27 protein-coding genes are annotated in these 24,124 nt (G+C 64.6%); 13 read left to right on the top strand and 14 right to left on the bottom strand.

The genetic code is table 11. The features are described from left to right. Positions 1-257: 257 nt before the first annotated feature. The 5 genes from IPF49_00260 to IPF49_00280 all read left to right on the top strand — a co-directional run bounded on the left by IPF49_00260 (position 258) and on the right by IPF49_00280 (position 4,697). Positions 258-1,427, top strand: coding sequence for a sulfotransferase (locus IPF49_00260; protein ID MBK6286073.1), 1,170 nt, complete (start codon positions 258-260; stop codon positions 1,425-1,427). Next, positions 1,424-2,809 (top strand): hypothetical protein, encoded by a 1,386-nt coding sequence (locus tag IPF49_00265; GenBank protein MBK6286074.1) that lies wholly within the window; start codon positions 1,424-1,426, stop codon positions 2,807-2,809. The genes IPF49_00260 and IPF49_00265 overlap by 4 nt, the downstream gene beginning before the upstream one ends. 7 nt (positions 2,810-2,816) lie before the next feature. Further along, a complete protein-coding gene (locus tag IPF49_00270) occupies positions 2,817-3,299 on the top strand; it encodes a hypothetical protein (protein MBK6286075.1) in 483 nt (160 codons plus the stop codon). A 31-nt stretch (positions 3,300-3,330) separates the two neighbouring features. After that, entirely contained in the window at positions 3,331-4,359 is a 1,029-nt protein-coding gene (locus IPF49_00275; protein ID MBK6286076.1) for a TIGR03617 family F420-dependent LLM class oxidoreductase, read from the top strand. Between the two features lie 98 nt (positions 4,360-4,457). Continuing rightward, on the top strand, positions 4,458-4,697 hold the full coding sequence (locus IPF49_00280) for a DUF1653 domain-containing protein (protein MBK6286077.1): 240 nt from the start codon (positions 4,458-4,460) through the stop codon (positions 4,695-4,697). Positions 4,698-4,706: 9 nt separating this feature from the next. On the opposite strand, the gene IPF49_00285 is transcribed toward IPF49_00280, so the two are convergent. Genes IPF49_00285 through IPF49_00300 form a run of 4 tightly spaced genes read right to left on the bottom strand, consistent with a single transcriptional unit; the run spans position 4,707 to position 6,948 of the window. Next, positions 4,707-6,134 (bottom strand): cytosine permease, encoded by a 1,428-nt coding sequence (locus IPF49_00285; GenBank protein MBK6286078.1) that lies wholly within the window; start codon positions 6,132-6,134, stop codon positions 4,707-4,709. Beyond that, the gene (locus IPF49_00290; protein ID MBK6286079.1) at positions 6,131-6,319 is read right to left on the bottom strand and encodes a hypothetical protein; all 189 of its coding nucleotides are present in this window, start codon (positions 6,317-6,319) and stop codon (positions 6,131-6,133) included. The genes IPF49_00285 and IPF49_00290 overlap by 4 nt, the downstream gene beginning before the upstream one ends. After that, on the bottom strand, positions 6,312-6,617 hold the full coding sequence (locus IPF49_00295; GenBank protein ID MBK6286080.1) for a GIY-YIG nuclease family protein: 306 nt from the start codon (positions 6,615-6,617) through the stop codon (positions 6,312-6,314). The genes IPF49_00290 and IPF49_00295 overlap by 8 nt, the downstream gene beginning before the upstream one ends. After that, positions 6,607-6,948 (bottom strand): hypothetical protein, encoded by a 342-nt coding sequence (locus IPF49_00300; GenBank protein ID MBK6286081.1) that lies wholly within the window; start codon positions 6,946-6,948, stop codon positions 6,607-6,609. The genes IPF49_00295 and IPF49_00300 overlap by 11 nt, the downstream gene beginning before the upstream one ends. A 77-nt stretch (positions 6,949-7,025) precedes the next feature. On the opposite strand from IPF49_00300, the gene queC reads away from it, so the two are divergent. The 3 genes from queC to queE are packed head-to-tail and all read left to right on the top strand — an operon-like array spanning position 7,026 to position 9,597. Then, entirely contained in the window at positions 7,026-7,907 is an 882-nt protein-coding gene (gene queC / locus IPF49_00305; protein ID MBK6286082.1) for a 7-cyano-7-deazaguanine synthase QueC, read from the top strand. Continuing rightward, complete coding sequence (locus IPF49_00310) at positions 7,904-8,959, top strand: 6-carboxytetrahydropterin synthase (GenBank protein ID MBK6286083.1); 1,056 nt, start codon at positions 7,904-7,906, stop codon at positions 8,957-8,959. The genes queC and IPF49_00310 overlap by 4 nt, the downstream gene beginning before the upstream one ends. Beyond that, entirely contained in the window at positions 8,956-9,597 is a 642-nt protein-coding gene (gene queE / locus IPF49_00315; GenBank protein ID MBK6286084.1) for a 7-carboxy-7-deazaguanine synthase, read from the top strand. The genes IPF49_00310 and queE overlap by 4 nt, the downstream gene beginning before the upstream one ends. A gap of 8 nt (positions 9,598-9,605) precedes the next feature. Here the strand turns inward: queE and IPF49_00320 are convergent, their stop codons facing one another. Both IPF49_00320 and IPF49_00325 read right to left on the bottom strand, forming a co-directional pair. Continuing rightward, a complete protein-coding gene (locus IPF49_00320) occupies positions 9,606-10,193 on the bottom strand; it encodes a hypoxanthine phosphoribosyltransferase (GenBank protein ID MBK6286085.1) in 588 nt (195 codons plus the stop codon). After that, complete coding sequence (locus IPF49_00325; GenBank protein MBK6286086.1) at positions 10,193-11,053, bottom strand: SMP-30/gluconolactonase/LRE family protein; 861 nt, start codon at positions 11,051-11,053, stop codon at positions 10,193-10,195. The genes IPF49_00320 and IPF49_00325 overlap by 1 nt, the downstream gene beginning before the upstream one ends. A 158-nt stretch (positions 11,054-11,211) precedes the next feature. On the opposite strand from IPF49_00325, the gene IPF49_00330 reads away from it, so the two are divergent. Then, positions 11,212-12,381, top strand: coding sequence for a flavin-dependent monooxygenase (locus IPF49_00330; GenBank protein ID MBK6286087.1), 1,170 nt, complete (start codon positions 11,212-11,214; stop codon positions 12,379-12,381). On the opposite strand, the gene IPF49_00335 is transcribed toward IPF49_00330, so the two are convergent. After that, complete coding sequence (locus tag IPF49_00335; GenBank protein MBK6286088.1) at positions 12,382-12,840, bottom strand: pyridoxamine 5'-phosphate oxidase family protein; 459 nt, start codon at positions 12,838-12,840, stop codon at positions 12,382-12,384. It lies immediately after the preceding gene. Between the two features lie 224 nt (positions 12,841-13,064). On the opposite strand from IPF49_00335, the gene IPF49_00340 reads away from it, so the two are divergent. Further along, positions 13,065-13,940: a prenyltransferase gene (locus IPF49_00340; protein ID MBK6286089.1), complete on the top strand. Its 876-nt coding sequence runs from the start codon at positions 13,065-13,067 to the stop codon at positions 13,938-13,940. 51 nt (positions 13,941-13,991) lie between these two features. Here the strand turns inward: IPF49_00340 and folE are convergent, their stop codons facing one another. The 3 genes from folE to maiA form a co-directional block, all read right to left on the bottom strand. Next, a complete protein-coding gene (gene folE, locus IPF49_00345; protein MBK6286090.1) occupies positions 13,992-14,555 on the bottom strand; it encodes a GTP cyclohydrolase I FolE in 564 nt (187 codons plus the stop codon). Positions 14,556-14,631: 76 nt separating this feature from the next. Then, positions 14,632-16,143, bottom strand: a complete 1,512-nt coding sequence (locus IPF49_00350; GenBank protein ID MBK6286091.1) for a wax ester/triacylglycerol synthase family O-acyltransferase — start codon at positions 16,141-16,143, stop codon at positions 14,632-14,634. A 119-nt stretch (positions 16,144-16,262) separates the two neighbouring features. Beyond that, positions 16,263-16,898 carry a maleylacetoacetate isomerase gene (gene maiA, locus IPF49_00355; GenBank protein ID MBK6286092.1) on the bottom strand — a complete coding sequence of 212 codons (636 nt, stop codon included), beginning with the start codon at positions 16,896-16,898 and terminating at the stop codon, positions 16,263-16,265. A gap of 269 nt (positions 16,899-17,167) precedes the next feature. Between maiA and IPF49_00360 the strand changes: the two genes are divergently transcribed. Beyond that, a complete protein-coding gene (locus IPF49_00360; protein ID MBK6286093.1) occupies positions 17,168-17,536 on the top strand; it encodes an STAS/SEC14 domain-containing protein in 369 nt (122 codons plus the stop codon). A 77-nt stretch (positions 17,537-17,613) separates the two neighbouring features. Here the strand turns inward: IPF49_00360 and IPF49_00365 are convergent, their stop codons facing one another. From IPF49_00365 to IPF49_00375, 3 genes are read right to left on the bottom strand one after another with little or no spacing between them, the layout of a single operon-like run. Further along, positions 17,614-18,042, bottom strand: coding sequence for an SRPBCC family protein (locus tag IPF49_00365; GenBank protein MBK6286094.1), 429 nt, complete (start codon positions 18,040-18,042; stop codon positions 17,614-17,616). A gap of 3 nt (positions 18,043-18,045) precedes the next feature. Next, positions 18,046-19,341, bottom strand: a complete 1,296-nt coding sequence (bioA, locus tag IPF49_00370; GenBank protein MBK6286095.1) for an adenosylmethionine--8-amino-7-oxononanoate transaminase — start codon at positions 19,339-19,341, stop codon at positions 18,046-18,048. 34 nt (positions 19,342-19,375) lie between these two features. Next, positions 19,376-20,002 carry an arylesterase gene (locus IPF49_00375; GenBank protein MBK6286096.1) on the bottom strand — a complete coding sequence of 209 codons (627 nt, stop codon included), beginning with the start codon at positions 20,000-20,002 and terminating at the stop codon, positions 19,376-19,378. Between IPF49_00375 and IPF49_00380 the strand changes: the two genes are divergently transcribed. After that, positions 20,001-20,696 carry an ATP-binding cassette domain-containing protein gene (locus IPF49_00380; protein ID MBK6286097.1) on the top strand — a complete coding sequence of 232 codons (696 nt, stop codon included), beginning with the start codon at positions 20,001-20,003 and terminating at the stop codon, positions 20,694-20,696. The genes IPF49_00375 and IPF49_00380 overlap by 2 nt on opposite strands. Continuing rightward, positions 20,693-23,158, top strand: coding sequence for an FtsX-like permease family protein (locus tag IPF49_00385; protein ID MBK6286098.1), 2,466 nt, complete (start codon positions 20,693-20,695; stop codon positions 23,156-23,158). The genes IPF49_00380 and IPF49_00385 overlap by 4 nt, the downstream gene beginning before the upstream one ends. Here the strand turns inward: IPF49_00385 and IPF49_00390 are convergent, their stop codons facing one another. Then, positions 23,159-23,941: a flagellar brake protein gene (locus tag IPF49_00390; GenBank protein ID MBK6286099.1), complete on the bottom strand. Its 783-nt coding sequence runs from the start codon at positions 23,939-23,941 to the stop codon at positions 23,159-23,161. Between the last annotated feature and the right edge of the window lie 183 nt (positions 23,942-24,124).

Consider the following 24,124-nt stretch of genomic DNA (forward strand, 5'->3'; position numbering starts at 1 on the left):
TGCAACCCGATGATTTGTGGCGCGATTCTAATGCATTTCCGACGGTCTGTGACAGGCGGCATTGTGCGCCGCTTCGCGCCTTGCCGCCACGGAACTGTTGCACCGCTTCGCGGTCGGCTGAACGCAATCAACAGCAGTGCCTGATGGAAAATGCTATTCAAGAGCGCGTCATGACGCGTTACTGTAGCTTCCGGGTGTATCGACTTGGGGCGCGGGCACTGTTTGGACGGGCCGGTTGGCAGGAGGGGATGGTTCGGGTGCTGATGTATTTCGATTTCCGTACCTGGCTGAAGCTGGTGCAACTCGCTGCCCATGAGTCGAGTCCACGGCGGCGTTTCGGGCTCTATATCAGGTTGCTGATCAGGACACCGCTGGTCGCGCTTTTCACGGCCGTGTGTTTTTTCCTCGATCCGATACTTTTTCCGGGGCTGCGCCGCACCGAGGTCCGGGCGCCGGTATTCGTGATCGGGCATGCCCGCAGCGGCACCACGCTGATGCATCGCCTGATGAGCGAGGACCGGGAAAGCTTCAGCGTGTTCAAGTACTGGGAATTGTTCGCGCCCTCGCTGCTGCAGAAGAAAATCGTGCACTGGCTGGCCGCGCTCGACCGGAGTTTTTTCGGCGGCGCGCTCGAGCGCCGGGTGCGCGCCAGCGAGCAGCGCAAGTTCGGTGCGACACAGCATATTCATCGCATGGGTTACACCATTCCCGAGGAGGATGATTTCCTGTTCATGCACTCCTGCGCCTCGGGTGGCTGGATCGTGGCGCTGCCCTATATCGGTGAGCTGGATTTCTACCATGTCGACCGCAGGCCGGCCAAAAGCCGCGCGCGGCTGATGAATTACTACCGCGAGTGCGTGCGCCGGCAGATCTACCTCAATGGCGGCAACCGCATCCATCTCAGCAAGAATCCGCTGTTCTGCGGGCGTGTGGAGAGCCTGATCGAAACCTTTCCCGATGCGCGCTTCGTGCTGCTGTATCGCAATCCCTACGAGACCATCCCGAGCCTGCTGAAATTGATGAAAGTGAGCTGGAAGATGCGTCACTTCGACGAGGAGCGGATCAGGAATTCGCTGGCGGTGCTCGCGTCGATGTCCTGCCACAACTACACTTGGCCGCTCGAGGTGCTGGCGCGCCACCCCGCGACACGCTTCTCGGTGGTCGACTACCGCGCGCTGGTGAGTGCACCGGAGGAAACCGTGCGCCAGGTATATTCCGATATCGGTCTGGAACCCGGCGCGGCGTTTGCCGCGCGACTGGCACTGGAGCAGGGCAAGGTACGCGAACACGAGACCGCGCACAGCTACAGCCTCGAGGAATTCGGGCTGGACAGCGAGGAAATCCACGCGCAGCTGGAGGATCTGTTCCTGCGTTTCGGCTGGCCGCGCCCGACACCCCAAAAAGACGCTGGAGAGCACACAGCATGAGCAACGACAATGGCGCCGCCGAATTGCGCGCCGCCTGGGATGACCTGATCGCCCGCCTGCAGGAGGCGCGCAACGCCATCGACGACCCGGCCCTGTATCCGCCGCCACCGAGCGAGCGCGTGCTCGCGGAAGGCTATCGCTACGTGCTCGGCTTCCTGTATGGCTCGATCCAGCGCGTGCTTGGGCCGAGTGTCGAGCACCCTTTGTTCCAGCGCGCGATCCAGCCGCTCAACCGCTCGACGATCGACAACGCCGATGCCGTCTACCTGTGCGCGCCAATCGATGGCAATTACAGTTACCGCATACGCGCTCGTGCCGCCGACACCCGGCACTGGCGTGGCGAGGCGCGCGTGCCCGGTTTGCAGGCGGCACCGCAATACGTGATTTTCGAGGCCCCGAGCGGCTATGCGGGGGATTCCGGCAGCATTCGCGAGATGGCGCCGGGTTCACGCACCAATTGCGGAACACTGGACAGCAGCGCGATCCAGGTGCAGCCCGATGGCAGTTTCGAGATATTGCTGGCACCCGAGCGTCCGGCGGGATACACCGGCAATTTCATCGCCACCCGCGCCACGCGCAGTCGCACGCAAAAGGACGGCAGCACCGTGACGCGGGACTACGTTTCGCGCTTCGTGGTGTTGCGCGAGATTTTCTATGACTGGGAAAACGAACGCCTCCTGGATCTCGATATCTCGCGGCTCGATCGCCACGGTGAGCATCCGGCGGCGCTCGATACCAGCAATGCGGTACGCCAGATCCGCGAGATCGGCTATCTGACCCGCAACCAGGTACATTTCTGGAACGAGTTCTACGCGGTCGCCATGGAGGTCTATGGTGACATGAACGGCGACGGCAAATGCTTCATCCCGCGCAACGGGTTCAATGCGCCGAACGCCGCCGGACTCGCAACCGGTGGTGGCATGAGCACCAATATCTATTGTGGTGGCATCTACGAATTGGCCGATGACGAGGCGATGATTGTCGAGTTGCGCCAGCCCGTGGAGCCCGATTACATCGGCTTTCACCTGGCCAATATGTGGGGAGAATCACCTGATTTCGCCAATCACCAGTGCAGCCTGAACGCATTTCAGGCCGATCGCGATGCCGATGGCGTTTTTCGCTACGTGATTGCACACCGCGACCCGGGCATTGCGAACTGGGTCGACACCACCTTGTTGCCCGAGGGGTACATGTCGGTGCGCTGGGCATACGGCAACAAGCCGACCGAGCCGGAGCTCATGCCATCGGCCACCGCGACAAAAATCCGTTTCGACCAGATCGGTGCCCATCTGCCCGCCGCCCGGCGGGTCAGCGAACAAGAACGGCGCGCGGTAATCCGCACGCGGCAGCGTCATGTGCAATATCGTTATCGTCAACATTGAGGCCCACATGAACCACAAGCTGGCCAGTCATATCCGTGCCCAGTCGCGCAACAACTTCCTCATCAACCTGGTGCTCAATGGCCTCATCGCCTGGTTCCTGCTCAAGGATAAGCCGGCGCTCAGCGCGGGTGGCGAGCACGGTTACGGACCAGACCTCGTCATCACCGGATTCCTGCTTGCGGCCCTGGTCGCGGTGTTCACGATGAAAATCCATCGCGGACAGCTTGCGAAGGGTCAGCATGAGGCCGTCCCCGAACAGGCGCTCGGGGCGATCGCGCGCGTGGCTTCGCGCAGTGACTGGCTGAACAGCCTGCTGTTTGGCGTGGCGGGTGCCATGCTTGCCGGCGCCACGGTCGGGGTGCTGGTGTTGTTGCCGGTTCCGCCCTTCGAGCCGCTGGCCTACGCGCTGTTCAAGGGCGTATGGGCCGGCATTCTGGCGGCACTCGTGGTGCCGCCGGCGATCCGTATCGGATTGCGCGCCACGTCCTGAATCCGCTTTGAGCAACAGGAGCCTGTCATACATGTTTACAGTCTATGCAAGCACGCCCGAGTCCATGGGTCCACGCGAGATCGTCGCCCATGCGCAGCGCGCCGAGGCAATGGGTTTCGACGGACTGCAGGTGCCCGATGCGGTCCATGATGGCTTCCTGCTGGCGGCGATGGCGCTCAACGCCACTGTCCGGCTCAAGGTCTGCATTGGCGTGCTGGTGGCATTTCCGCGCAGCCCGATGAACGTGGCGCTTGCGGCCTGGGATCTGCAGGCGATGTCGGACGGACGTTTCGAACTGGGGCTGGGTACCCAGGTCAAAGGCAATATCGAGGGTCGCTACAGCACACCGTGGACCAGCCCGGTGCCGCGCATGCGCGAGTACATCGGCGCGCTGCGTGCGATCTTCGATACTTTCCAGAACGGCAGCAAACTCGATTATGTGAGCGAGAATTACCGCTTTACCCGCATGCAGCCGTTTTTCAACCCGGGACCGATCGAACATCCGCGGATACCGTTGCTGATGGGAGCCGTGGGGCCGGTGATGACCAATCTCGCGGGCGAGGTTGCCGACGGCATGATCACTCACCCAACCAACACGCCACCGCGCTATATCCGCGAGGTGGTGTTGCCGAGGTTGCGCGAGGGCGCCGGGCGCGGCGGCCGGGAGCTCGATGGATTCAATCTGCTGCTGTGTGCCCTGGTGGCCACCGGGCCGGATGCCGACAGCGTGCGGCGCGAGCGCGAGAAGTGGCGAAAAATGCTCGGTTTTCTTTATTCCACGCCGGCCTATTGGCCGAGCCTCGAACTGTTTGGCTGGCAGCACAAGGGCGAGGAATTGTTGCGCATGACGCGCGAGAATCGCTGGGATCAGATGAGCGCCATCATCGACGACGGGATGCTCGACACCTTCGTACCTTCGGCAACTTATGCGACGATACCGGCGGTTCTGCGCGACTGGTATGGCGGACTTTCCGGTACCATCACCTTCATGATGCCGGATGATCCGGCGCAGGACGGGGCGGCGGCAGAGGCAATCCACCGGCTGCGCACCATGGCCTGAGCACGATGGTGCGCGGTATCCTGTCGGCAATGTTTCGAGGTGCTCTTGCGGAGCCTGATCGCAGCGCGGATTTGTTGGAGAACGGGGTCTGTTTTCTTATGGAAAGTCACTTCACGGCCGAGTTGCCCGAACCGGGCATATACCGCCATTACAAAGGCAAGTTCTACGAGGTGCTCGGCACCGCAGTGCACAGTGAAAGCGGTGAGCAACTGGTCGTCTATCGTGCCTGTTACGGCAAGCGAGGATTGTGGGTGCGCCCGCTCTCGATGTTTCTCGGGTCGGTGGAGGTGGATGGACGCTCGCAGCCGCGCTTTGTGCCCGAAGAAAAGCCCGAGTAGCCGCCCCGGCTAGATGTTGGGTGCGAGCAGCCCGTCGGCCGCGCCGCGCGGTGTGTGCGAGACCGGGACGCGCGCGGCCTTCATTCCCGCCCAATACAGGAGCGCCGGCACCAGGAACGCCGCCAGCGATGCCGGCATATAGGTGAACAGCCAGTGTGCCTCGCCGGTCGCCGGATTGTAGAGCGCGAAGTACACCACCTGTCCGAGCACCACGCCGCCGAGCGCGAGCGGATTGAATCCCTTCCAGTAGTGATAGGCACCGTGCGGTGCGTTGTCGAATATCGAGCGCAGACAAATCCGCTGTTTGCGCAACAGGAAGAAATCGACGAACACGATCCCCGAGATGGGCGCATACATGGTCCCGTTGTAGGCGAGGAACGCATCGCCGAAATCGTACAGTTCCTGTGACCAGAACACGAACAGCGAACACGGTACGATGGTGATCACGATGATCTGCCACCAGGGACGGTGGCGCAGCACGGGCACATGACGCAGTGCGAGACCGCTTGCATACAGCGACAGTGCCGTGGAAGAAATGTTCGCCAGTGCCACGAATGCGAGCGCCACCACGCCCATCGCGATGCCGCCGAGCGGAACCATCCACTCGGTGGGATCGTCCGAGCCCACCACCAGCGCCGAATACAGCGCGATCGATGAGACGATGCCCGAGGCAAGGCCGAGCTGCAGGATCTGCGGGTAGGTGGCGGCACGCCGGGTACGGGTGTTGCGCGCGATGAAGCCGATTCCACCCCACCAGGAAAAGCCGTTGGCGATGCCCAGTTCCAGCACGATCGCGTAGTTGAGCGCGGCATCCGGGGTCGGATCGAGTGGCTCGGCGGCGGCGATCGCTTCCCATCCGAAATTGCTGAACAGCATGTAGAGCATGTACAGCACCACCAGGCCGATCGCGGGTGTCACGAAGTTGTTGACCATGCCGAGGCGGTGCACGCCGCGCAAGGCAATCAGGTAGGACAGCCAGATTCCCAGCGCCACGCCCGCGCCGACCACCCATTTGCCGGGATGCATTTCCAGTGCGTTGCCGATGTTGTAGATGCCGTTGCCAAACATCACCAGCAACAGCCCTGACCAGCCCAGCATGTTCACCAGATAGAAAAGCAGCAGTACGTGCGATCCCTGCTGGCCGAAGGCGGTCTTGCAGAAATCCATCTGCTCGAGTCCGTAGCGCTGGCAACCGAGCGAAAGCGGCATGGTAGTCAGAAACACGCCGATCACGTTGCCGGCCAGCAGACAGACGGTGCCTTCCACTGCGCCGACCAGGTCGGCCGCATAGCTGCCGACCAGGAAACACCAGGTCGCGATCGCATAGGCAAAGCAGGTGGCGTGGGCGCCGGGGTTGCCGTACTCGCGCTCGCCGATGGTCAGCGGCAAGCGTCCGAATACACTGGCCTGGGAGGCGTCACCGGTACCGTCATTCATGGCCAGAACCACAGCACCGCAAGATACGGCAGCACCAGCGCACCCAGCACACAGGCGCACCAGTCGAGAGCGCCGAAGTGTCCGAATCCGGCGTCGTCATCGGTTTCGATGATCGCAATCCGGCGTTCGAGCTCGGCAATCAACGTGGCATCGGCGCGATTCCTGTCCGCAGCCCGCTCATTCATCGCGTTTGGTTGCGGTGGCTGCGCTGATCAGCGCGATCTTGCGCGCACGCGACCAGCGCTTGATCTCGGCCTCGCGGCAGCCGGCGCTGCTGCGGCTGTGGCCGGCCTCGATGTAGAGCAGGGCACGCGGCTCGCGACCACGAAAATAGCGCGCACCGCGACCCGCGGAGCGGTGTTCGCGCAGGCGTCGCTCGGGGTCGGTGCTTATTCCCGTGTAGAGCGAACTGTCGCTTGCTTCGATGATATAGACCGCCCACTGTGCCGCCGCGCTGGTGGGCGGTGCGGTGTCATCCGCCACAGGGAAATGCCGCGTTGAGCGCTTCCGGAACCAGGCTCCCGGAATCGAGATGACGGCGTTCGGGATGATCGGCGAGGTGCTGGCGCACAACGTCCGCGATCTGTCCCTTGGTGGCCCCGTCCGGGATGCACAGCGCGTTCCTTGGCAACAGTCCGCTGGCCTGCATCGCCTCGATGGTGTCGACGATGCCGACGATATAGCCACCACAGTAGCCGCGGTTGAAATAATTTTCCGAGCTGCAGTCCTCGAACAAGCGGTTTCCGGTGTCATAGCCCGCTTCGACATGCAGGCAGGTCAGGAAGCAGAGCAGCGCGATCAGGCGGCGACACATCGACAGGGCTCCGGTTGACACATGATTCCCCGGATACTGTAGAGCAGATGGGGGTCCATGGCCAGCCGGGGCAAACGATGCATTCCGGCGCGAGCGCGATACCGGGAGGAGCGCAAACGGGAAACGGGTGCGTGGCGATATCCGCATCCGCGGACGGCAACGGCGGGCGGGCCCCGCGCGTGACAGGGTGTCATGCAAATTGCGCACTCACGCGTCTACAATGCCAGCCTCGAAGGGGCGGCGGAGTCGAACGGGTGGCACGAGCGGCGGTGGTATTGCTCAGCGGGGGGCTGGATTCGGCCACCGTGCTTGCGATCGCGCGCGCCGGCGGCTATCGCACCCACGCGCTTTCGTTTCGCTACGGGCAGCGCCACTCGGTGGAGCTGGAAAGTGCCAAACGGCTGGTGCAGGCGATCGGAGCCGCGCAGCATGTGATTGCCGATATCGATCTGCGGGTGTTCGGCGGCTCGGCGCTTACCGCGGATATCGAGGTGCCGCGGCACGAGCCCGGGAACAGCGGTGCCGGGACCATCCCGATCACCTACGTTCCGGCCCGCAACACCATATTTCTTTCCTATGCACTGGCTTTCGCCGAAGTCCTCGATGCCCGCGATATTTTCATCGGCGTCAATGCGATCGATTATTCGGGTTATCCGGATTGCCGCCCGGAATTCATCGAGGCGTTCACCCGCATGGCCAATCTGGCTACCAGGTCTGGCGTGGAGGGTGGCGCGCAATTGCACATCCGGACGCCGCTGATCGCACTCGGCAAGGCCGATATCATTCGCCAGGGGCTCGCGCTGGGTGTCGATTATGCGCTGACCAGCAGTTGCTACGACCCCGACGCGACGGGACGGCCGTGCCGCGGCTGCGATTCCTGCGTGCTGCGTGCCCGCGGATTCGCGGATGCCGGTATCGAGGACCCGTTGCTGCGGCGCTTCGGGTTGGCTCCGGGATGAACACCCGACTGCTCTATCTCGCGAGCGCGCCGTTCGAGGCAGCGGCACGCGTCACCGTGCTGGCGCCGGGGCACCGCGCGCGGGGACTGCATGGGCACGGTTACCTGGCGAGCGTGCGTGCTGCGTCCGCGGACGGTGCCGAGGGTCTGGCGGCGCGGCTGGCGGCGGCGGTCGCACCGCTCGATTACAGCTATCTCAACGATACGCTGGAGGTGCCAACCGATGAAAACGTGGCGCGCTGGATTCGCGCGCGGCTCGCCGATGCGCGGATCGAATCGATCGGCATCCAGAGTACACGCGAGCAGGGCGTGGATCTCGATGGCGCGAATCGCGCGCACCTGTGGCGGCGGTTTCGCTTCGAGGCGGCGCACCGGCTGCCCGGAGTGCGTGCCGGGCATCCGTGCGGGCGCATGCATGGGCATGGATTCGAGGTAATCGTGCACCTGGGAGAGGATCTCGCGAGCCGCGACATGGGTGTCGATTACGAGCGCCTCGGTGCGCTGTGGCAACCGCTGTACGCCGAGTTGCACCGGCGCTGCCTGAACGATATCGAGGGTCTGCGGAATCCGACCAGCGAAATGCTCGCGCGCTGGATCTGGCAACGGCTGCAGCCACGACTGCCGGAACTTTCATGGGTGACGGTCTACGAGACCGTCACCGCGGGATGTCATTATGACGGTGCGCATTTCCGTATCTGGAAGGAACAGCGTTTCGAGAGCGCGGTGCGCGATCCCGCGAACGTGCTGTTCGGCCACAGTTATGTCGCGCGCCTGCATCTCTGCGCACCGCTCGATCCGTTGCTCGGCTGGACCATCGATTATGGCGATGTGCGCGAGGCGTTTACCCCGGCATTCCGCGAGCTCGACCACCAGCTGTTGAACGACACGACCGCTACCGGGGGTGATCTTGCGTCGCTGCTCGACTGGTTGCGGCGGCGTTGCGCGGCGGCGTTGCCGGCGCTGGATCGCATCGATCTCTACGAGACCCCGCTGGCCGGCGCGACGTTGTGCTGGGGCGAGCAGGGACCGGCGCTGCCGGGTCGCACGCCATGAGTTACGCGGTAAAGGAGATCTTCTACACGCTTCAGGGCGAGGGCAGCAATGCCGGGCGCCCGGCGGTGTTCTGCCGTTTCAGCGGCTGCAACCTGTGGTCGGGGCGCGAGCAGGGCCGCGCGCAGGCGGTATGCAATTTCTGCGATACCGATTTTGTCGGTACCGATGGTCCCGGTGGCGGGCGTTTTGCGGGGCCTGGGGAGCTGGCCGCGCGAATCGTCGCGCATTGGCCGTCCGCGGCGGATCCGCGCGCGCGACCGTTGGTGGTGTTCACCGGTGGCGAGCCGCTGCTGCAACTCGACGCCGCGCTGATCGCGGAGATCCATGTGTTCGGTTTCGAGATCGCGGTGGAGACCAATGGCACGCTGCCCGCGCCGCGGGGTATCGACTGGCTGTGCGTCAGTCCGAAAGCACACAGCACCCTGGTGCTGTTGCGTGGCGATGAGCTGAAACTCGTCTATCCGCAGCCAGGCGTGGATCCCGAACGCTTTGCCGACCTCGAATTCCGCGAGTTCTTCCTGCAGCCGATGGATGGCGCGGACGCGCCGCGCAACCTGGCCGCGACCGTGCGCTATTGCCTCGATCACCCCCGCTGGCGGCTCAGCATGCAGAGCCACAAGCTGGCTGGCATTCCCTGAACGCAGCCTCAGCCCGAGCCGCGCCGTGCCGCGGCCAGGGCGCGCATCGCCAGCAGGGTCGCGACACACGCGGCAGGTTTGTGGCGACTGATCTCGGCTTCGTCCAGGCCACACAGCTCGTGCGGAAACACCAGCCAGCGCTCGCTGCGGTGCACGCAGTAGTCGGGGCGCAGCGCCGTCAAGTTGCGGGTCGGCTTCCACCACAGCGCGGCGATGCGGCGCTCGCCGGGGAATTGTTCCAGTGTCCCGAGCACCTGTTGCATGGTGATGCCGGTGTCGAACACATCGTCGACCAGCAGCATGCGGGCGTCCGCATGCGCATGCTCGTGCAGTGCCTCGAGCCCGTCGATGCGTACCGTGGGGGCGCGCTGGTCGATGCCGGTGTACAGCGCGGTGCGCAGCGGCAGGTGATCCACGCGCAAGCCACAGAACCGCAACGCCTCGTGCAGCGCGATCGCCACCGGTGCACCGCCGCGCCAAAGGCCGATCACCAGCGTGGGCGCGTAGCCGCTTTCCAGCACCCGGCGGGCAAGTTCCAGCGAGTCCTCGAGCAGTTCCTCCGCCCCGATCCAGTGTTTGTCGACGGACTCGGGCATCAGGGCACACCGGCGCCGGGTACACTGACTTCCACTGTCTCGACGCGCCCTTCGTTCCGCTGCCTGGCCTTCCTGAGGCTGATGGTGGCGGCAGTCACGCAGAACAGCGTGGTGCGCCCCGGCCCTCCCAGCACGCAGGCGATCGCATGACGTTCACCGGTCGGCACGCGGTGCGTGATGCGCCCACCCGGTTCCATGCGCAGGAATTCATGCGTGGTCGGCGAGGCTATCCAAAGCGCTCCCTCGGCGTCGAGGCAGATGCCGTCGCATACCGCCTTGTCCGGCAGGGTGCCGAACACCGTGCGCTTGTCGAGCGCGCCGCCGGGCTGTATCCGGAAAGAGATGACCTCGCGCGAGGCGCTCTGCCCGACCAGCAGGGTGTCGCCGCCGGCGTCGATCGCCATGCCGTTGGGACACCACAGCCCCTCGGCCGCGATATAGGCGTGTCCACCCGGATCGATGCACATGAGGTTGGTGGGGCAGGGCTTCTCGCGCTCGTAATCGAAGCCGAAGCTGCTCACCCAGGCGCGACCATTGGCAGCGACGACCATGTCGTTCAATTTGCCACGCGTCATCGGCGCGGTACCGCTGTAACGGCTGAATTTGCCGTTGTCGAGGCGCCAGATCTCGTGTTCCTCCATCTGCACCGCGAGCAGGCTGCCATCGGCGAGCCAGCCAAGACCGGAGGGCTCGCCGGGGGTGCGGACCACCGTGTGGACCGCGCCGGCGGTATCGATGCGCAACACCGTGTGCTGCACGATATCCGAGAGCCACAGCGCCTGCGCATGCCAGCGCGGCGCCTCGCCAAAACCCAGCCCGGTAACGAATTCACGCAGTTCGAGAGTAGTGCTCATATCCATTTTCCGATCTCCTGCCGGCGCGAGTCATAGCATCCGCAGCCCGCCCGAGGCAAGTACCATCGTCGGTGCCGCTGCCGTGCCGATGGGCGAGAAGCAGCGATGGCGATGGCTTTTCGCTACACTGGCCAGCGGCCGCAAATTGCGAAAGGAAACCGAAAATGAACCAGGCGACAGAGCAAACTGCCGAGATCGCGCGCATGCACCTGGCAATCGATGCCATCGTGCCGCGTCTCGAGGAACGCGCAGCCCTAACCTGCAGCGAGCGGCGGGTGCCCGACGAAACCATCGCCGAACTGCGGGCGGCCGGCTTTCTGCGGTTGTTGCAACCACTTCGTCATGGCGGACTGGAAGCGGATCCGCGTGAATTTTTCCGGGCCCAGGCACGGCTTGCCGAAGGCTGCATGTCATCGGCATGGGTCGGCGGCATCATCGCGGTGCATGCGTTCCAGCTGGCGCTGTTCGATGAGCGCGCGCAGCAGGAAGTATGGAGCAGTGACGATGGGCTGATCTCGTCCTCCTACGCCCCGCTGGGCAAGGTAACGCCGGTGGATGGCGGATTCCGCCTGGCGGGACGCTGGGGCTGGTCGAGCGGCAGCGGTCATTGTGCGTGGGTGTTCCTCGGTGCCATCGTGCCCGATGACGGTTACCGCACCTTCCTGCTGCCGATCAGCGATTACCGCATCGAGGATACCTGGCAGGCGATGGGGCTTCAGGGAACGGGCAGCAACGACATCGTGGTGCAAGATGCGTTCGTGCCGGAGTACCGCACGCACCGCCAGATGGACGGGTTCAATATCAGAAACCCGGGCAATACGCTCAACACCGGTCCGCTTTACCGCATTCCGTGGGGACAGTTGTTCTGCCGCACGGTCTCCAATCCGGCGATCGGTGCCACGCGCGCTGCGCTGCGCCTGTTCATTCACGGCTGTCAGAATCGCTCCAGCAACGATCCCACCAAGCTGGCCGGCGATACCCACACGCAGGGCATCATTGCACGTGCCGAACTCGCGTTGGCGGAGCTGGACGCGGTGTTCGAGCGCAGCATGGCGCAGATGGTCGGGTGCGTCGGGAGCGGCATGGAAATTCCGCTTGCCGATCGCGTGCGCTATCGTTACGAGGCCTCGCAGATCATCGAGAAATCGGTGGCGGTGGTCGGTGAGCTGTTCGCCAACGCGGGCGGGCGCTCGGTGTTTCTTGGCAGCCCGATCCAGCAGCGCTTTCTCGATGTGAACACGGCGCGTGCACATGTCGCGAACAATCCGGTGCCGTTTGCGCGCAATTTCGGCGCGGTGCAGCTCGGCATGGAGAATGGCGACGTGTTCATCTGATCAGCGCGTCCGCATCCGCGGACTGTAGTCCCAGGCCGTTAACCAGGTCGGGCGCAGACAAATCAGGCATTCCTGCTCGGAGCGCCCCAGCAGCCAGTTAGACAAGTCGGGATTGCTGTCGCCCAGGTAGCGCTCGATCAAACGTTCGAGCAATTCTCCTGCACCGTCGCGGGAAATTTCGCCGCGTGCCTGGCCGCGTACGCCGCAGTAGGGTGGTTCGTTCACCGCGATCTCGAAGGCACAGCGAGGATCGCGCCGCAGAAAGCCCAGTATGGCGGAGCTCTCGTGGGTCGCGAACCAGAGGCTGTCGTCACGGTACTCGAACCAGAGCGAATTGAGCAGCGGGAAGCCATGTCCGGCATTGCAGGCAACCCTTGCAGGAATGGTGCTTTGCACGAGGAATCGCTCGATGCGCGCGGCATCCCATGCGCTTCCCTTGCGGATCGATGAAACTGGCATGATGGTCACTCCCCGGTGTCAATGCGCAGCATAACGCACATTGTTGCGATGCGAAGCAGCGCTGCGCGAAGGGTATACTGAGCACTGCAACAGCTTGAAGGGGACAACGGGTGACGCGATTTATCGAGGCCCTGCGCACGGTACCGAAAGTCGATGCCGCCGGGTGGGCCAGGTTGTCGCTGCTCACGCGCTGGGCCGTGGCTGCACGTGCCAGCGTGCTGCTGATGACTTTCACTTCCGCGGCAATCGGCGGCATGCTGGCGCTCGCTCACGAGCGTTTTGACGCGTGGCTATGGCTGCTGGCCTGCGCCGGCCTGCTGTTCGCGCATGCCACCAACAATCTGATCAACGATCTTGTCGATTCGGCACGCGGGGTCGATCGCGAAAACTACTACCGTGCCCAATACGGCACCCATGCGCTGGAATCCGGCCTGCTCAGCCGTTGCGGGATGCTCGCCTATATCGGGGTGACGGCTTTGCTGGCGCTTGCGGCCGGCATCGCGGTGGTGTGGCTGCGCGGCGGACTCAGCCTGCCCCTGATGCTCGCGGGTGGCTTTTTCGTGTTGTTTTACACCTGGCCGCTCAAGTACATCGGTCTCGGAGAGCCCGCGGTGCTGCTCGTCTGGGGGCCGCTGATGACCGGAGGTGCCTATTTCGTTGCCTGTGGCGAGTGGAGCTGGGCGGTGGCGGGTATTGGCACGGTTTACGGTCTGGGGCCCACCACGGTGCTGTTCGGCAAGCATATCGACAAGCTGGAGGCGGACCGCGTCAAGGGAATCCGGACCTTGCCGGTGCTGCTGGGCGAGCAGCGTGCGCGGCTCTGGGTGGCAGGCATGATCATCGTCCAACTGCTGCTGATCGGGGCACTGGTGTTGTTGAACCAGGCGCCGTGGCTGCTGTTGTTGTGCTTTCTGAACATACCGGCCGCGCGCCGCGCCATCGATGCCTTTGGCGCGCCCAAGCCCACGCAACGTCCCGCGGATTATCCGGCTGAAGTGTGGCCGCTGTGGTTTGCGCACCAGGCCTTCGTGTTGAACAAGCGGTTCTCGGGCCTGTTTCTCCTTGCGCTGTCGCTGGCTGTCGTTTTCAGGATTGCCTGAGTCCCTGCGCGGTGCGGCGTCGGTCCGGTCAGCGCCGGTGCGCCAGGCGGCTCACTCGCGGGCGCTGCTCACCAGGGCCAGGAATTCCTGGCGGGTCGCGGCGCTGTCACGCATGCGACCGAGCATCACCGAGGTGCTCATCACCGAGTTCTGCTTCTGCACGCCGCGCATCATCATGCACATGTGGCGCGCCTCGATGATCACCCCGACGCCTTTCGCACCGGTCACTTCGGCCACCGCATTGGCGATCTGCAGGGTGAGGTTTTCCTGGATCTGCAACCGGCGGGCGAACATGTCGGTGATGCGCGCGATCTTTGACAGGCCGATCACCTTGCCGGCCGGAAGATAGGCGACGTGGCAGCGCCCGATGAAGGGCAACAGGTGGTGTTCGCACAGCGAATAGAGTTCGATGTCGCGCACCAGCACCATTTCGTCGTTATCCGACTCGAACACGGCATCGTTGACGATATCCTGCAGGTTCTTGCGATACCCTTCGGTCATGAACGCCATTGCCTTGGCGGCGCGCTGCGGCGTGTCGCGGAGTCCTTCGCGCTGCGGGTCCTCGCCCAAGCCTTCGAGAATGCCCCGGTAGTTTTCAGTCAGCTGCTCGATCATGCTCATCCCCCGTGTGTGGTGCTGCATATACGTGATCCGCGCGAGGACGGATCAATCGCTGGCTCCGGTCGTGCTGTCAGGCTCTCGCAGCCCGGCGCCGTGACGATTTGCGTCCGCGGGAGGTCTTCCCGCCGGCGGTTCCTGCCATGGCGCGGCGCCGCATGCTGCCAAGGCTTGCAGCCGCCTTTTTGAGCTCCTCGAACGAGGATTGTATGCACTCGGCATAGAACGCCGGGTCCGGGAGCATATCGCGACACGCGGTAATGGTGACCGAGATTCCGCCCTCGTAACTGAGCACGGCATGGAACAGGCCCATATGATCCGCCACCGGCCCACAGGCGGCGCTGCATACCAGCTTTGCACCGCACAGGTAAAGCGGCACCTGCGGTCCCGGCACATTGGAAATGATGGTGTTGATCGGCGAACTCGCGCCGGTCAGCAGCATGGTCTGGCTCGCGGCCCGAAATCCGAGCGCCGCGACGCGCGGAGGTATGGTCCGGGTCAGGTCGGTCAGGGTCCGCGCACCGACGGCACTGGAATATTCTTTCGAGGAAACGCACTCGTCGTGTACCTGGTGCAGGCGTTCGAGCGGATCGGCGATATCGGTGTAGATGGAGAGGGTCATCATGCTGACGAGATTGCCACCGGTGCCGCGGTCGGTCTCGGTGCGAACATTGATCGGCGCACCGGCCACCAGCGAGGTCGCCGGCAGTTCGCCCTTGGCGAGCAGGTAGCGGCGCAGCGCGCCGGCCACCATGGTGACCACCACATCGTTGACCGTGGCGCCGGGTACCAGGTCCTTGATGGTCTTGATATCGCTCAGGCGGAAAAACCGGGCGTCGATGCTGCGATGTCCGCTGATGCGTCCGTTGAAGCGGGTCCTGAGCTGTTCGTTCGCCGCACGGAAACGGCTTTCACGCAAACCTTTGCGTACGCGCCGGACCGCCGGAATACGCCCGGCGACGGTCTGCAGCATGCGTGCGGGCTGGCGCAGGTTGTTGAGCCATGCGCGCGCCAGCAGCGACCCGCCCGCGGGCGCTGCATCGGGGCGCCAATGGGCAGCGCGCGTCGATTGGCGCATGGGCACTCGCGGCTTCAGGTCATGGATCGCACCGATGATCTCGGTCCCCGACACGCCGTCGATCGCGGCGTGATGCATTTTCAGCAGCAGCGCGAAGCTGCCCTTTGGCAGGCCATTGACATTGTCGAGCCCTTCGATCACATAGGCTTCCCACAGCGGGTGCGAGCGGTCGAGCATGCGCGCATGCAGCCGCGCCACCTGGATGCACAGCTGGCGCCAGTCACCCGGGCGCGGCAGGGCGATGTGGCGCACGTGGAATTCGAGATCGAAATCATCTGCCTCTATCCAGTACGGATAATCGAGGTCGAAGGGTACTGCGGCCAGCTTGCGGCGAAAGATCGGCGCGAGATGCAGCCGGCTCTCGAACAGGCGCAGGATGTCCTTGAAGCGCACCATTGCGCCGGGTGCGGTGGACGGATCGTAGATCAGCAGTGGCGAGATATGCAGCGGCGCGCGTTCACTCTCCCGGGTGAGAAACAGGGTGTCGATACCGGTCAACTGCTGCATGCATCCGCTCCAGACAGGCTGCGCGCGGACAGTATAACGGTGTTGATTGGTGCTCGCGCAGGGCGTCAAGAAGCCCGGCGGCGATTGCCACGGTTGCGGCCGGCCGCGCCGTGCGCCGCTCAGGCTGGCGGACGGTCGGGTTGCTCGTCGGGGTGGGCGCGGGCGAAGGCCTCGAGATGCTGGCAACGGCGGTAAATGTCGTAGAGGCGCGGATAGGGCGCCATATCGACCCGCAAACGCAAGGCGTTGAAGATCTGCGGGACCAGGTAGACGTCGGCCATGCCGGGCTGGTCGCCGGCGCAGAAATCCGTCTCGCCCACCTGCAGTTCCAGTGAACTGAAGCCGGTGTCGATCCAGTGGTGGTACCACACGGTGCGCGCCTCCTTGTCCACGTTCAGCGTGGACTCGAGATACTCCAGTACCCGCAGGTTGTTGAGCGGGTGGATATCGCAGGCAATGGTGCTGCACAGGCTGCGCACGCGTGCCCGTCGGTAGGGCTCATCGGGCAGCAGCGGAGGTTGCGGATGGCTGCTGTCGAGCCATTCGAGAATCGCCGGTGACTGGGTGATCACGCGGCCGTCGCCGAGATCGAGTGCCGGTACCAGGCCCTGCGGGTTCAGCGCGAGATAGGCATCGCCACGATGCTCCGCGCCGAGCAGATTGACCGCCGCGAGCTGGTAGGCAAGCCCTTTGAGGTTGAGCGCGATGCGCACCCGATAAGCCGCCGAAGAACGGTAATAACTGTAGAGTTTCAGTTTCATTCGTTGTTCTCCGCACGGCCGGGCACGGGAGTATCGACCGCGCAAGCCTACCATAGCACCGGCGCGTGGTGACGGTCGATCGGCAGCAGCCGCGCGAACCGGAGTGCGCCCTGCAAGCGGGCGCAAACCAGGGTTCTGCCATCCCTTCCCGGGCGCGGGTACGAAGGCTTGCAGGCGCCAGGGCCGCGGCCCATAATCGGCGTGTGTGAGAGGGCGCAGGAAGTGCCCGCTACATATCGATGCTGACAGGGAGGTTGGCGACAATGGTTCATATCAAGCTCAGTTCGCGACGTGCGATCATGCGCGTCAGGCTCATCGACAGGCTCCAGGCCGGAGATTTCAGCGACACCGTGATGCCGGCCGCGGAACGCCTGCGCGCGCGTCACGGCCATATTGCGTTCCTGATACTCGACGTGCGTCACTTCAACGGCTGGGGGGCGGTGGGTGCGTTCGCGGCCCAGATCCGGTTCCTGCGCCATTTCGGGCGTGACATCCTGCGGGTCGCGGTGCTCGGTCCGCGCTCGTGGACCGGCGCGATTCCGGCCATCGCGGCGCTGTTCGTGAGCGCCGAAGTGCGCAGTTTCACGCCGGCGCAGGGGATACAGTTGCGCGACTGGATCCGGCGCAGCTGAAGCGCGAGGATCAGTGTTCGCCGCCTGGCGCCACGCCGGGGTCTTTTTCGAAACGGTTCGCAGCGACGTTCTTGCGCTCAGAGCGTGCCGAGATGGGTGTCGAGCCAGTCGAGCATCTGCGCGTAGCTGCCGTGCATTAAGCCGCTCGCGGTGGCGGCATCGATCCCCCTGGGTTGCGCCCGCGCGCTCCAGTGAATGCGCGAACCGCCGCCGGGCAGTGCCTCGACCCGCACCGTGGCCTGGTAATCGTCGAGTGGCATGGGCAGGCCACGCGGAATCGAATAACGCAACTGGCAGGCCTCGTTGTCCAGCGCCTCGAGCACTTCGTCGATCGGATCCATGCCCGGCATGTAGATGCGTCGGGTCATGCCGATTCCGTCGCCGAGTACCTCGACGCGCTCGGTTCCGGGCGCCCAGGACAGATCACCGAAATTGGCCAGTACCGCCCAGACTTTTGCTGCCGGATGCGCCATGTCGCGCTCCACGTCCACTTTCATTTCGCTCATCGTTCACTCCCTTTGCGTGTTGTCGAAATATTGCGCGAGCGCGTTCACCATGCCCGCTGTCAGTTTAGCCAGATCCTGCGTGTTCATGATGAACGGCGGCATGGTGTAAACCAGCTTGCCAAAGGGCCGGATCCAGACGCCCTGTTCCACCAGCAGCGGCTGCAGGCGCGCCATATCCACCGCTTGCCGGGTTTCGATCACACCGATCGCGCCGAGCACGCGTACCCCGGCGACACCGGGCAGCGTGGTGGCCGCGGCCAGCCCCGCGCGCAGTCCCTGTTCGATGCGCTGTACCGTACGCTGCCAGGGTTGCGACAGCAACAGACGGATGCTGGCCACGGCGACCGCGCAGGCCAGCGGATTGCCCATGAAGGTCGGGCCGTGCATGAGCACGCCGGCTTCACCGTCGCAGATGCCGGCGGCCACGCGTTCGCTGCACAGCGTCGCGGCCAGCGACAGGTAGCCGCCGGTGAGCGCCTTTCCGAGGCACAGGATATCGGGCGCGATCGCGGCATGCTCGCAGGCAAACAGGCGCCCGGTACGGCCAAAGCCGGTGGCGATCTCGTCGGCGATCAGCAGCACATCGTGCTCGTCGCACAGCGTGCGCACCTCGCGCAGAAAGGCGGGCGAGTAGAAATGCATGCCGCCCGCGCCCTGCACCACGGGTTCGAGAATGACTGCCGCGATGCTGCCCGCGTGCTCGCGCAGTTGCGTGACGAAGGCCGCGCGATCGGCGGCCACATCGGTCTCCTCGAAACCCGCGAGCGGGCGTGGCGCGAACAGCTGTTCGGCAACCGCGCCGCGGAACAGATGGTGCATGCCGGTCAGCGGATCGCACACCGACATCGCCATGAACGTGTCGCCGTGGTAGGCGCCGCGCAGCGCGAGTATGCGCGTGCGCCCCGCAATGCCCCGTGACTGCCAGTACTGCAGCGCCATCTTGATCGCGACTTCGACCGCGACCGACCCCGAGTCGCCGAGAAACACGTGCTCGAGCTTGCCCGGTGTGATCGCGCTGAGCAGCTCGCACAGTTCCACCGCGCTCGGGTGGGTAAGGCCGCCGAACATCACATGCGCCATGCGCGAGAGCTGATCGGTGAGGGCACGATTGAGCAGCGGATGATTGTAGCCGTGGATCGCGGCCCACCAGGACGACATGCCGTCGATCAGCTCGCGTCCGTCGGCCAGACGCAGGCGTACTCCGGAGGCACCCAGCACCGGGTAGGCCGGCAGTGCGTTGCGCACCGGTGCGTAGGGATGCCAGGCATGTGCGTGGTCACGCCGCAGCAGTTCGTCGATCTCGTTCCGGGTCCAGCGCCGATCCGTCACCGGCTCATTTCCGTAGCAGAGGAGTCAGGGCGGGCAGCACATTGTCGAGGATCATGGGCTGCGCCTCGGCACGCGGATGAATGCCGTCTTCCTGCATCAGGGCCGGGTCGGGGGCAATTCCCTGGAGCAGGAAGGCAACGCTTGCCACTCCGGTCCGAGCGGCGAGATCGCGGTACATCGACTGGAATTGCTCCGTGTAGCGCGGGCCGTAATTGGGAGGAATACGCATGCCGAGCAGCAGTACATCGGCCCCCGAGGCGCGAGCGGCCGTTATCATGGCCAGCAGGTTGCTCTGGGTCAGCGTGAGCGGAAAACCGCGCAGTGCGTCGTTCGCGCCAAGTTCCAGCACCACGATGCCTGGCCGGTGTTCGGCCAGCAGCGCCGGCAAGCGGGCCTTGCCGCCCTCGCTGGTCTCGCCGCTGATGCTGGCGTTGATGACCTCGCGCGGGTGTTCGCGCGCGAGCCGCTCGCGCAGCAGGTCGACCCATCCGGCCCCGTTCGGCACGCCGAGCGCGGCGCTGATGCTGTCGCCGAACACCAGCACCGCAGGCTCGTTGCCGTGCGCGGCGTGGCCGGCCAATAATGCCCACTGGATCAGCAGGAACAAGGTAAATGCGCGTGAACGGATCATGAAAGCACTGGTGGTTGCGGACCATGTGGACAAGGAAGTTGCCACCGCCGGGGGTGGGCTGGGCATCTTGAAAGGGATCAGCCTGGAAATCAACCCGGGAGAGGCGGTGGCCATTGTCGGCGCCTCGGGCTCGGGCAAGTCCACCCTGCTCGGCCTGCTCGCCGGGCTCGATCTGCCGAGTGCCGGCACGATCCATGTCGACGGGGTCGAGATCACGGCGCTCGATGAGGATGCGCGCGCCGCATTGCGTGGACGCATGGTTGGTTTCGTGTTCCAGTCGTTCCAGCTGCTGCCGGGGCTGAGTGCCATGGAGAACGTGATGCTGCCGCTGGAAATACGCGGCGATCACGATGCGGCGGCGCGCGCGCGCGAATTTCTCGACAAGGTCGGGCTCGCCGAGCGCCTCGGGCATTACCCGCGCCAGCTCTCGGGAGGAGAACAGCAGCGGGTGGCGATTGCGCGGGCGTTCGCTTCGGCGCCGCGCCTGCTGTTTGCCGACGAGCCGACCGGAAACCTCGACGCCGCGACTGGCGCACGCATCATCGACCTGATTCTTGCGTTGCGTGCGGAGCAGGGCGCCACCCTGGTTCTGGTCACCCATGATGAACGGCTGGCCTCGCGTTGCGATCGTCGTCTTGCGCTCGCGGCCGGTCGCCTGCTGGCGCCGGGATCATCGGGCGAGGCCACCTGGTGAGGCTGGCCTTGAGGCTGTTCTGGCGCGACTGGCGCAGTGGCGAGCTCGGGGTGCTGCTGCTCGCGGTGGTGCTGGCGGTTGCCATCGTCACTACCCTGGGGTTGTTCGTCGACCGGATGCAGCGCGCGGTCGAGATCCGCAGTGCCACCTTCCTGGCCGGTGACCTGGTGCTGCGCGCCACGCGCGAGGTCCCGGAGGAATGGCTCGGGCTCGCCCGCGCCGAAGGTTTGCGCACCGCGCAGGTGTTGCGCTTTGCGTCGATGGTGTTCGCCGGTGACAACATGAAGCTCGCTTCCGTGAAAGCGGTCAGCAGCAACTATCCATTGCTGGGACGGGTGACCATCAGCGATGCCACGGGCGCGCCGCCGCGCGAGGTATCCCACGGACCGCCACCCGGCGAGATCTGGGCCGATGCGCGCTTGCTGCCGGCACTCGGCCTAACGGTCGGTCACCGGCTCGGGCTCGGCACCACCGAGCTGGTGCTTGCCGCGGTCCTGCACCAGGAGCCCGATGGCGGAGGCAGCCTTGTCGCGCTCGGGCCGCGAGTCACGATGAATATCGCGGACATTCCCGCCAGTGGCGTGATCCAGCCGGGGAGCCGGGTGCAGTATTCCTACCTGTTCGCGGGCGAGCCCGCGGCGCTGGCGCGCTGGCGGGCGCGGATCGAGCCGCTGATCACGGAAGGCCAGAAATTCATCAGTGTCGAGGAGGGACAGCCGCAGGTGGCGCGCTCGATCGAGCGCGCCCGCTCGTTTCTGCTGCTGGCAGGTTCGCTGGGGGTGGTGCTGGCGGGGGTAGCGCTGGCCATGGCGACGCGCCGTTATACCGAACGCCATGCCGATTACGTGGCGATCCTGAAGACGCTGGGAGCCAGCGCCGCGATGATCCGCTCGCTGTACGCGGGAAATCTCGCATTGCTTGCGATGCTCGGCATCCTGCTTGGATGGGCGCTCGGCTGGCTGGTGCAGGCATTGGCTTTCATGGCCGTGCGCGAAATTTTCGCACTGGACGTACCAGGTTCTGTGGGCATGAAGTCGCTGTGGCTCGGTGTCGGAACCGGTGCGCTGTGCCTGCTCGGGTTGGCGACGCCGCCGCTGCTGCGCATGGCCGGATCCTCGCCACTGCGGGTGCTGCGCCGCGATGCGCAGGATTCCGGCGCGGGGCGCGGTGTCTATGCGAGTGGCCTGCTCGCGTTCGCGCTGCTGCTCTACTGGTACAGCGGCGACCTGCAACTGAGCCTGCTGGTGCTGGGCTGCCTGCTGCTGGCGAGCCTCGTGGTGGGCGGTCTCAGTTATGGCTTGCTGCGGCGTGCGCGCTTGCCGGGCGTGCAGGCCCAGAGCGCATTGCGTCTGGCATTTGCCGCGCTGCAGCGACACGCCGCGCTCAATGCCGTGCAGATACTGGTTTTCTCGCTGTGCCTGATGCTGTTGCTGATCATGGTGCTGGTGCGCACAGCGCTGCTCGATGAGTGGCAGCGCGAACTGCCGCCACGCACCCCCAACCATTTCCTGGTCAACATCGCGCCTTACCAGGTCGAGGGATTGAAGGCATTCCTGAGCGAACATGGCCTGGTGCATGCGGGACTGTATCCGATGGTTCCCGGGCGGGTGCTGACCATCAACGGCGCACCGGCGCGGGTCCTCGACGGAGAGGAACTCAATATCGATCGCGAATTCAATCTCACCTGGTCCGACACGCTACCCGAGGACAATCGTCTCGTGCAGGGGCGTTGGTGGGGCCGCGATGGACGCGATGAGGTTTCGGCGGAGCAGGGCGTTGCGCGTGCACTGGGGCTCAAGCTCGGGGATCGCATCGGGATACAGATCGGTGCGGATCGATTCGAGGCCACGTTGAGCAGCATTCGCCAGCTCGACTGGGACAGCATGCGGCCGAACTTCTTCCTGATGTTCCCGCGCCAGGTGCTGCAACAGCGCGCCGGCATGTGGCTCACCAGTTTCTATCTCGAGCCCGGGCGCAAGGAACTGCTGAACGAGCTGGTGCGCGAGTATCCGACCATCTCGGTGCTCGAGATGGATGCGCTGCTCGCGCAACTGCGCGGCATCATCAGGCAGTTGTCGCTGGCGGTGGAGTTCGTGTTGCTGCTGCTGTTCGTGTCCGGCGCGCTGGTGATGATAGCCAGCGTGCAGGCGGGGCTCGATGGACGCTTCCAGGAAAGCGCGATCCTGCGCGCGCTGGGTGCGGGAAGGCGCCTGGTGCTCGGCAGCCTGATCATCGAGTTCGCGCTGCTGGGGCTGTTTGCGGGCCTGCTTGCCACGATGGGTGCCGAGTTGGCGGGCTGGTACATCCAGACGCGGATCATGGACATGGATTTTCGCCTGCATCCGCTGCTGTGGCTGAGCGGACCGGTGTGCGGCGCTACGGTGGCGGCGCTGCTGGGCCTGATGTCGTGTCGCCGGGTAGTGAACACGCCACCGATCACGGTGTTGCGCGATCTCGGCTGATCAGGAGCGCGTGGTTTCGCGGCGTTGCTGGCGCTGCACCATCACCAGGTACTGTTCGAGCAGCTTGGACGCGCCACTGTTGAGTCCGTCGAGGAGCACGCCGACCACGGTATAGCGATAGGGCTGGCGGCGGAATTCAAAGCTTCGCACCTCGAGATCGCAACCGATGTCGCCGACGCCCGGTATGCTCAGCGTGCAATTACGCAACACCGGGGTGGTGCGCAGATGCTCGCTGAGGTTGCCCTGGCAACTGAAGCATGCGCCTGCGAGCGACATGTTCAGCACCGTGCACAGCAGCTTGTTGCCTTCCGGGTCACGGATGCGCAAGCGCACTCCCGCGTCGGCATCGACCGGAACGCGAAAGTTGCGCCGCCGCTGTTTCGCTTCGACCGCATCCGGCAGCGCCAGGCGGTAAGCCGGGATGCCGTCCTGCTCGGTGATGCTGATCGACTTGACCCAGGTGCTGAAGCGCACCGGTATGCCACGGCGTATGCTGGTGATTTCGACCTCGTCGCCGGGGGAGACGAAAAAGGCGCCGTGCGAGGGAAACAACTCGTCGATCAGCACGTAGCGCTCGAGTGGATCGACTTTCAGGATCAGGCTCTGGTAGGTGTTGTCGGCCCGCCCCGGAAAACGGACCTCGACGAAACTGCGCTCCTCGACCATCTGTTGCAGGCGGATCACGGTCTGTTCGAAACTCGCCTGGCTGGTTTCCGCCACCGGTTCCGCCTCGGTCTCGTCGTTGCGCGTCCTGGACAGCAGGCTGCCAATCAGTTTTTTCAACCCGCCTTCCGCCATGCGCGTCCGCCATCCTGTGCTGCTTGAAGCCGCTGGCAGTATAACCCACGGCAAATCTATAGTATTCCGCTGAAACCCGGTGGTATCGAAGGGGGGGAGGGCAATGGATCCGGGATCGGGAGACAGAATCCGCAGGGTGACCGGCGCCAGTCGCGAACCACGGTGTGC

This window comes from Gammaproteobacteria bacterium, from assembly GCA_016705365.1.
Lineage (GTDB): Bacteria > Pseudomonadota > Gammaproteobacteria > Pseudomonadales > UBA5518 > UBA5518.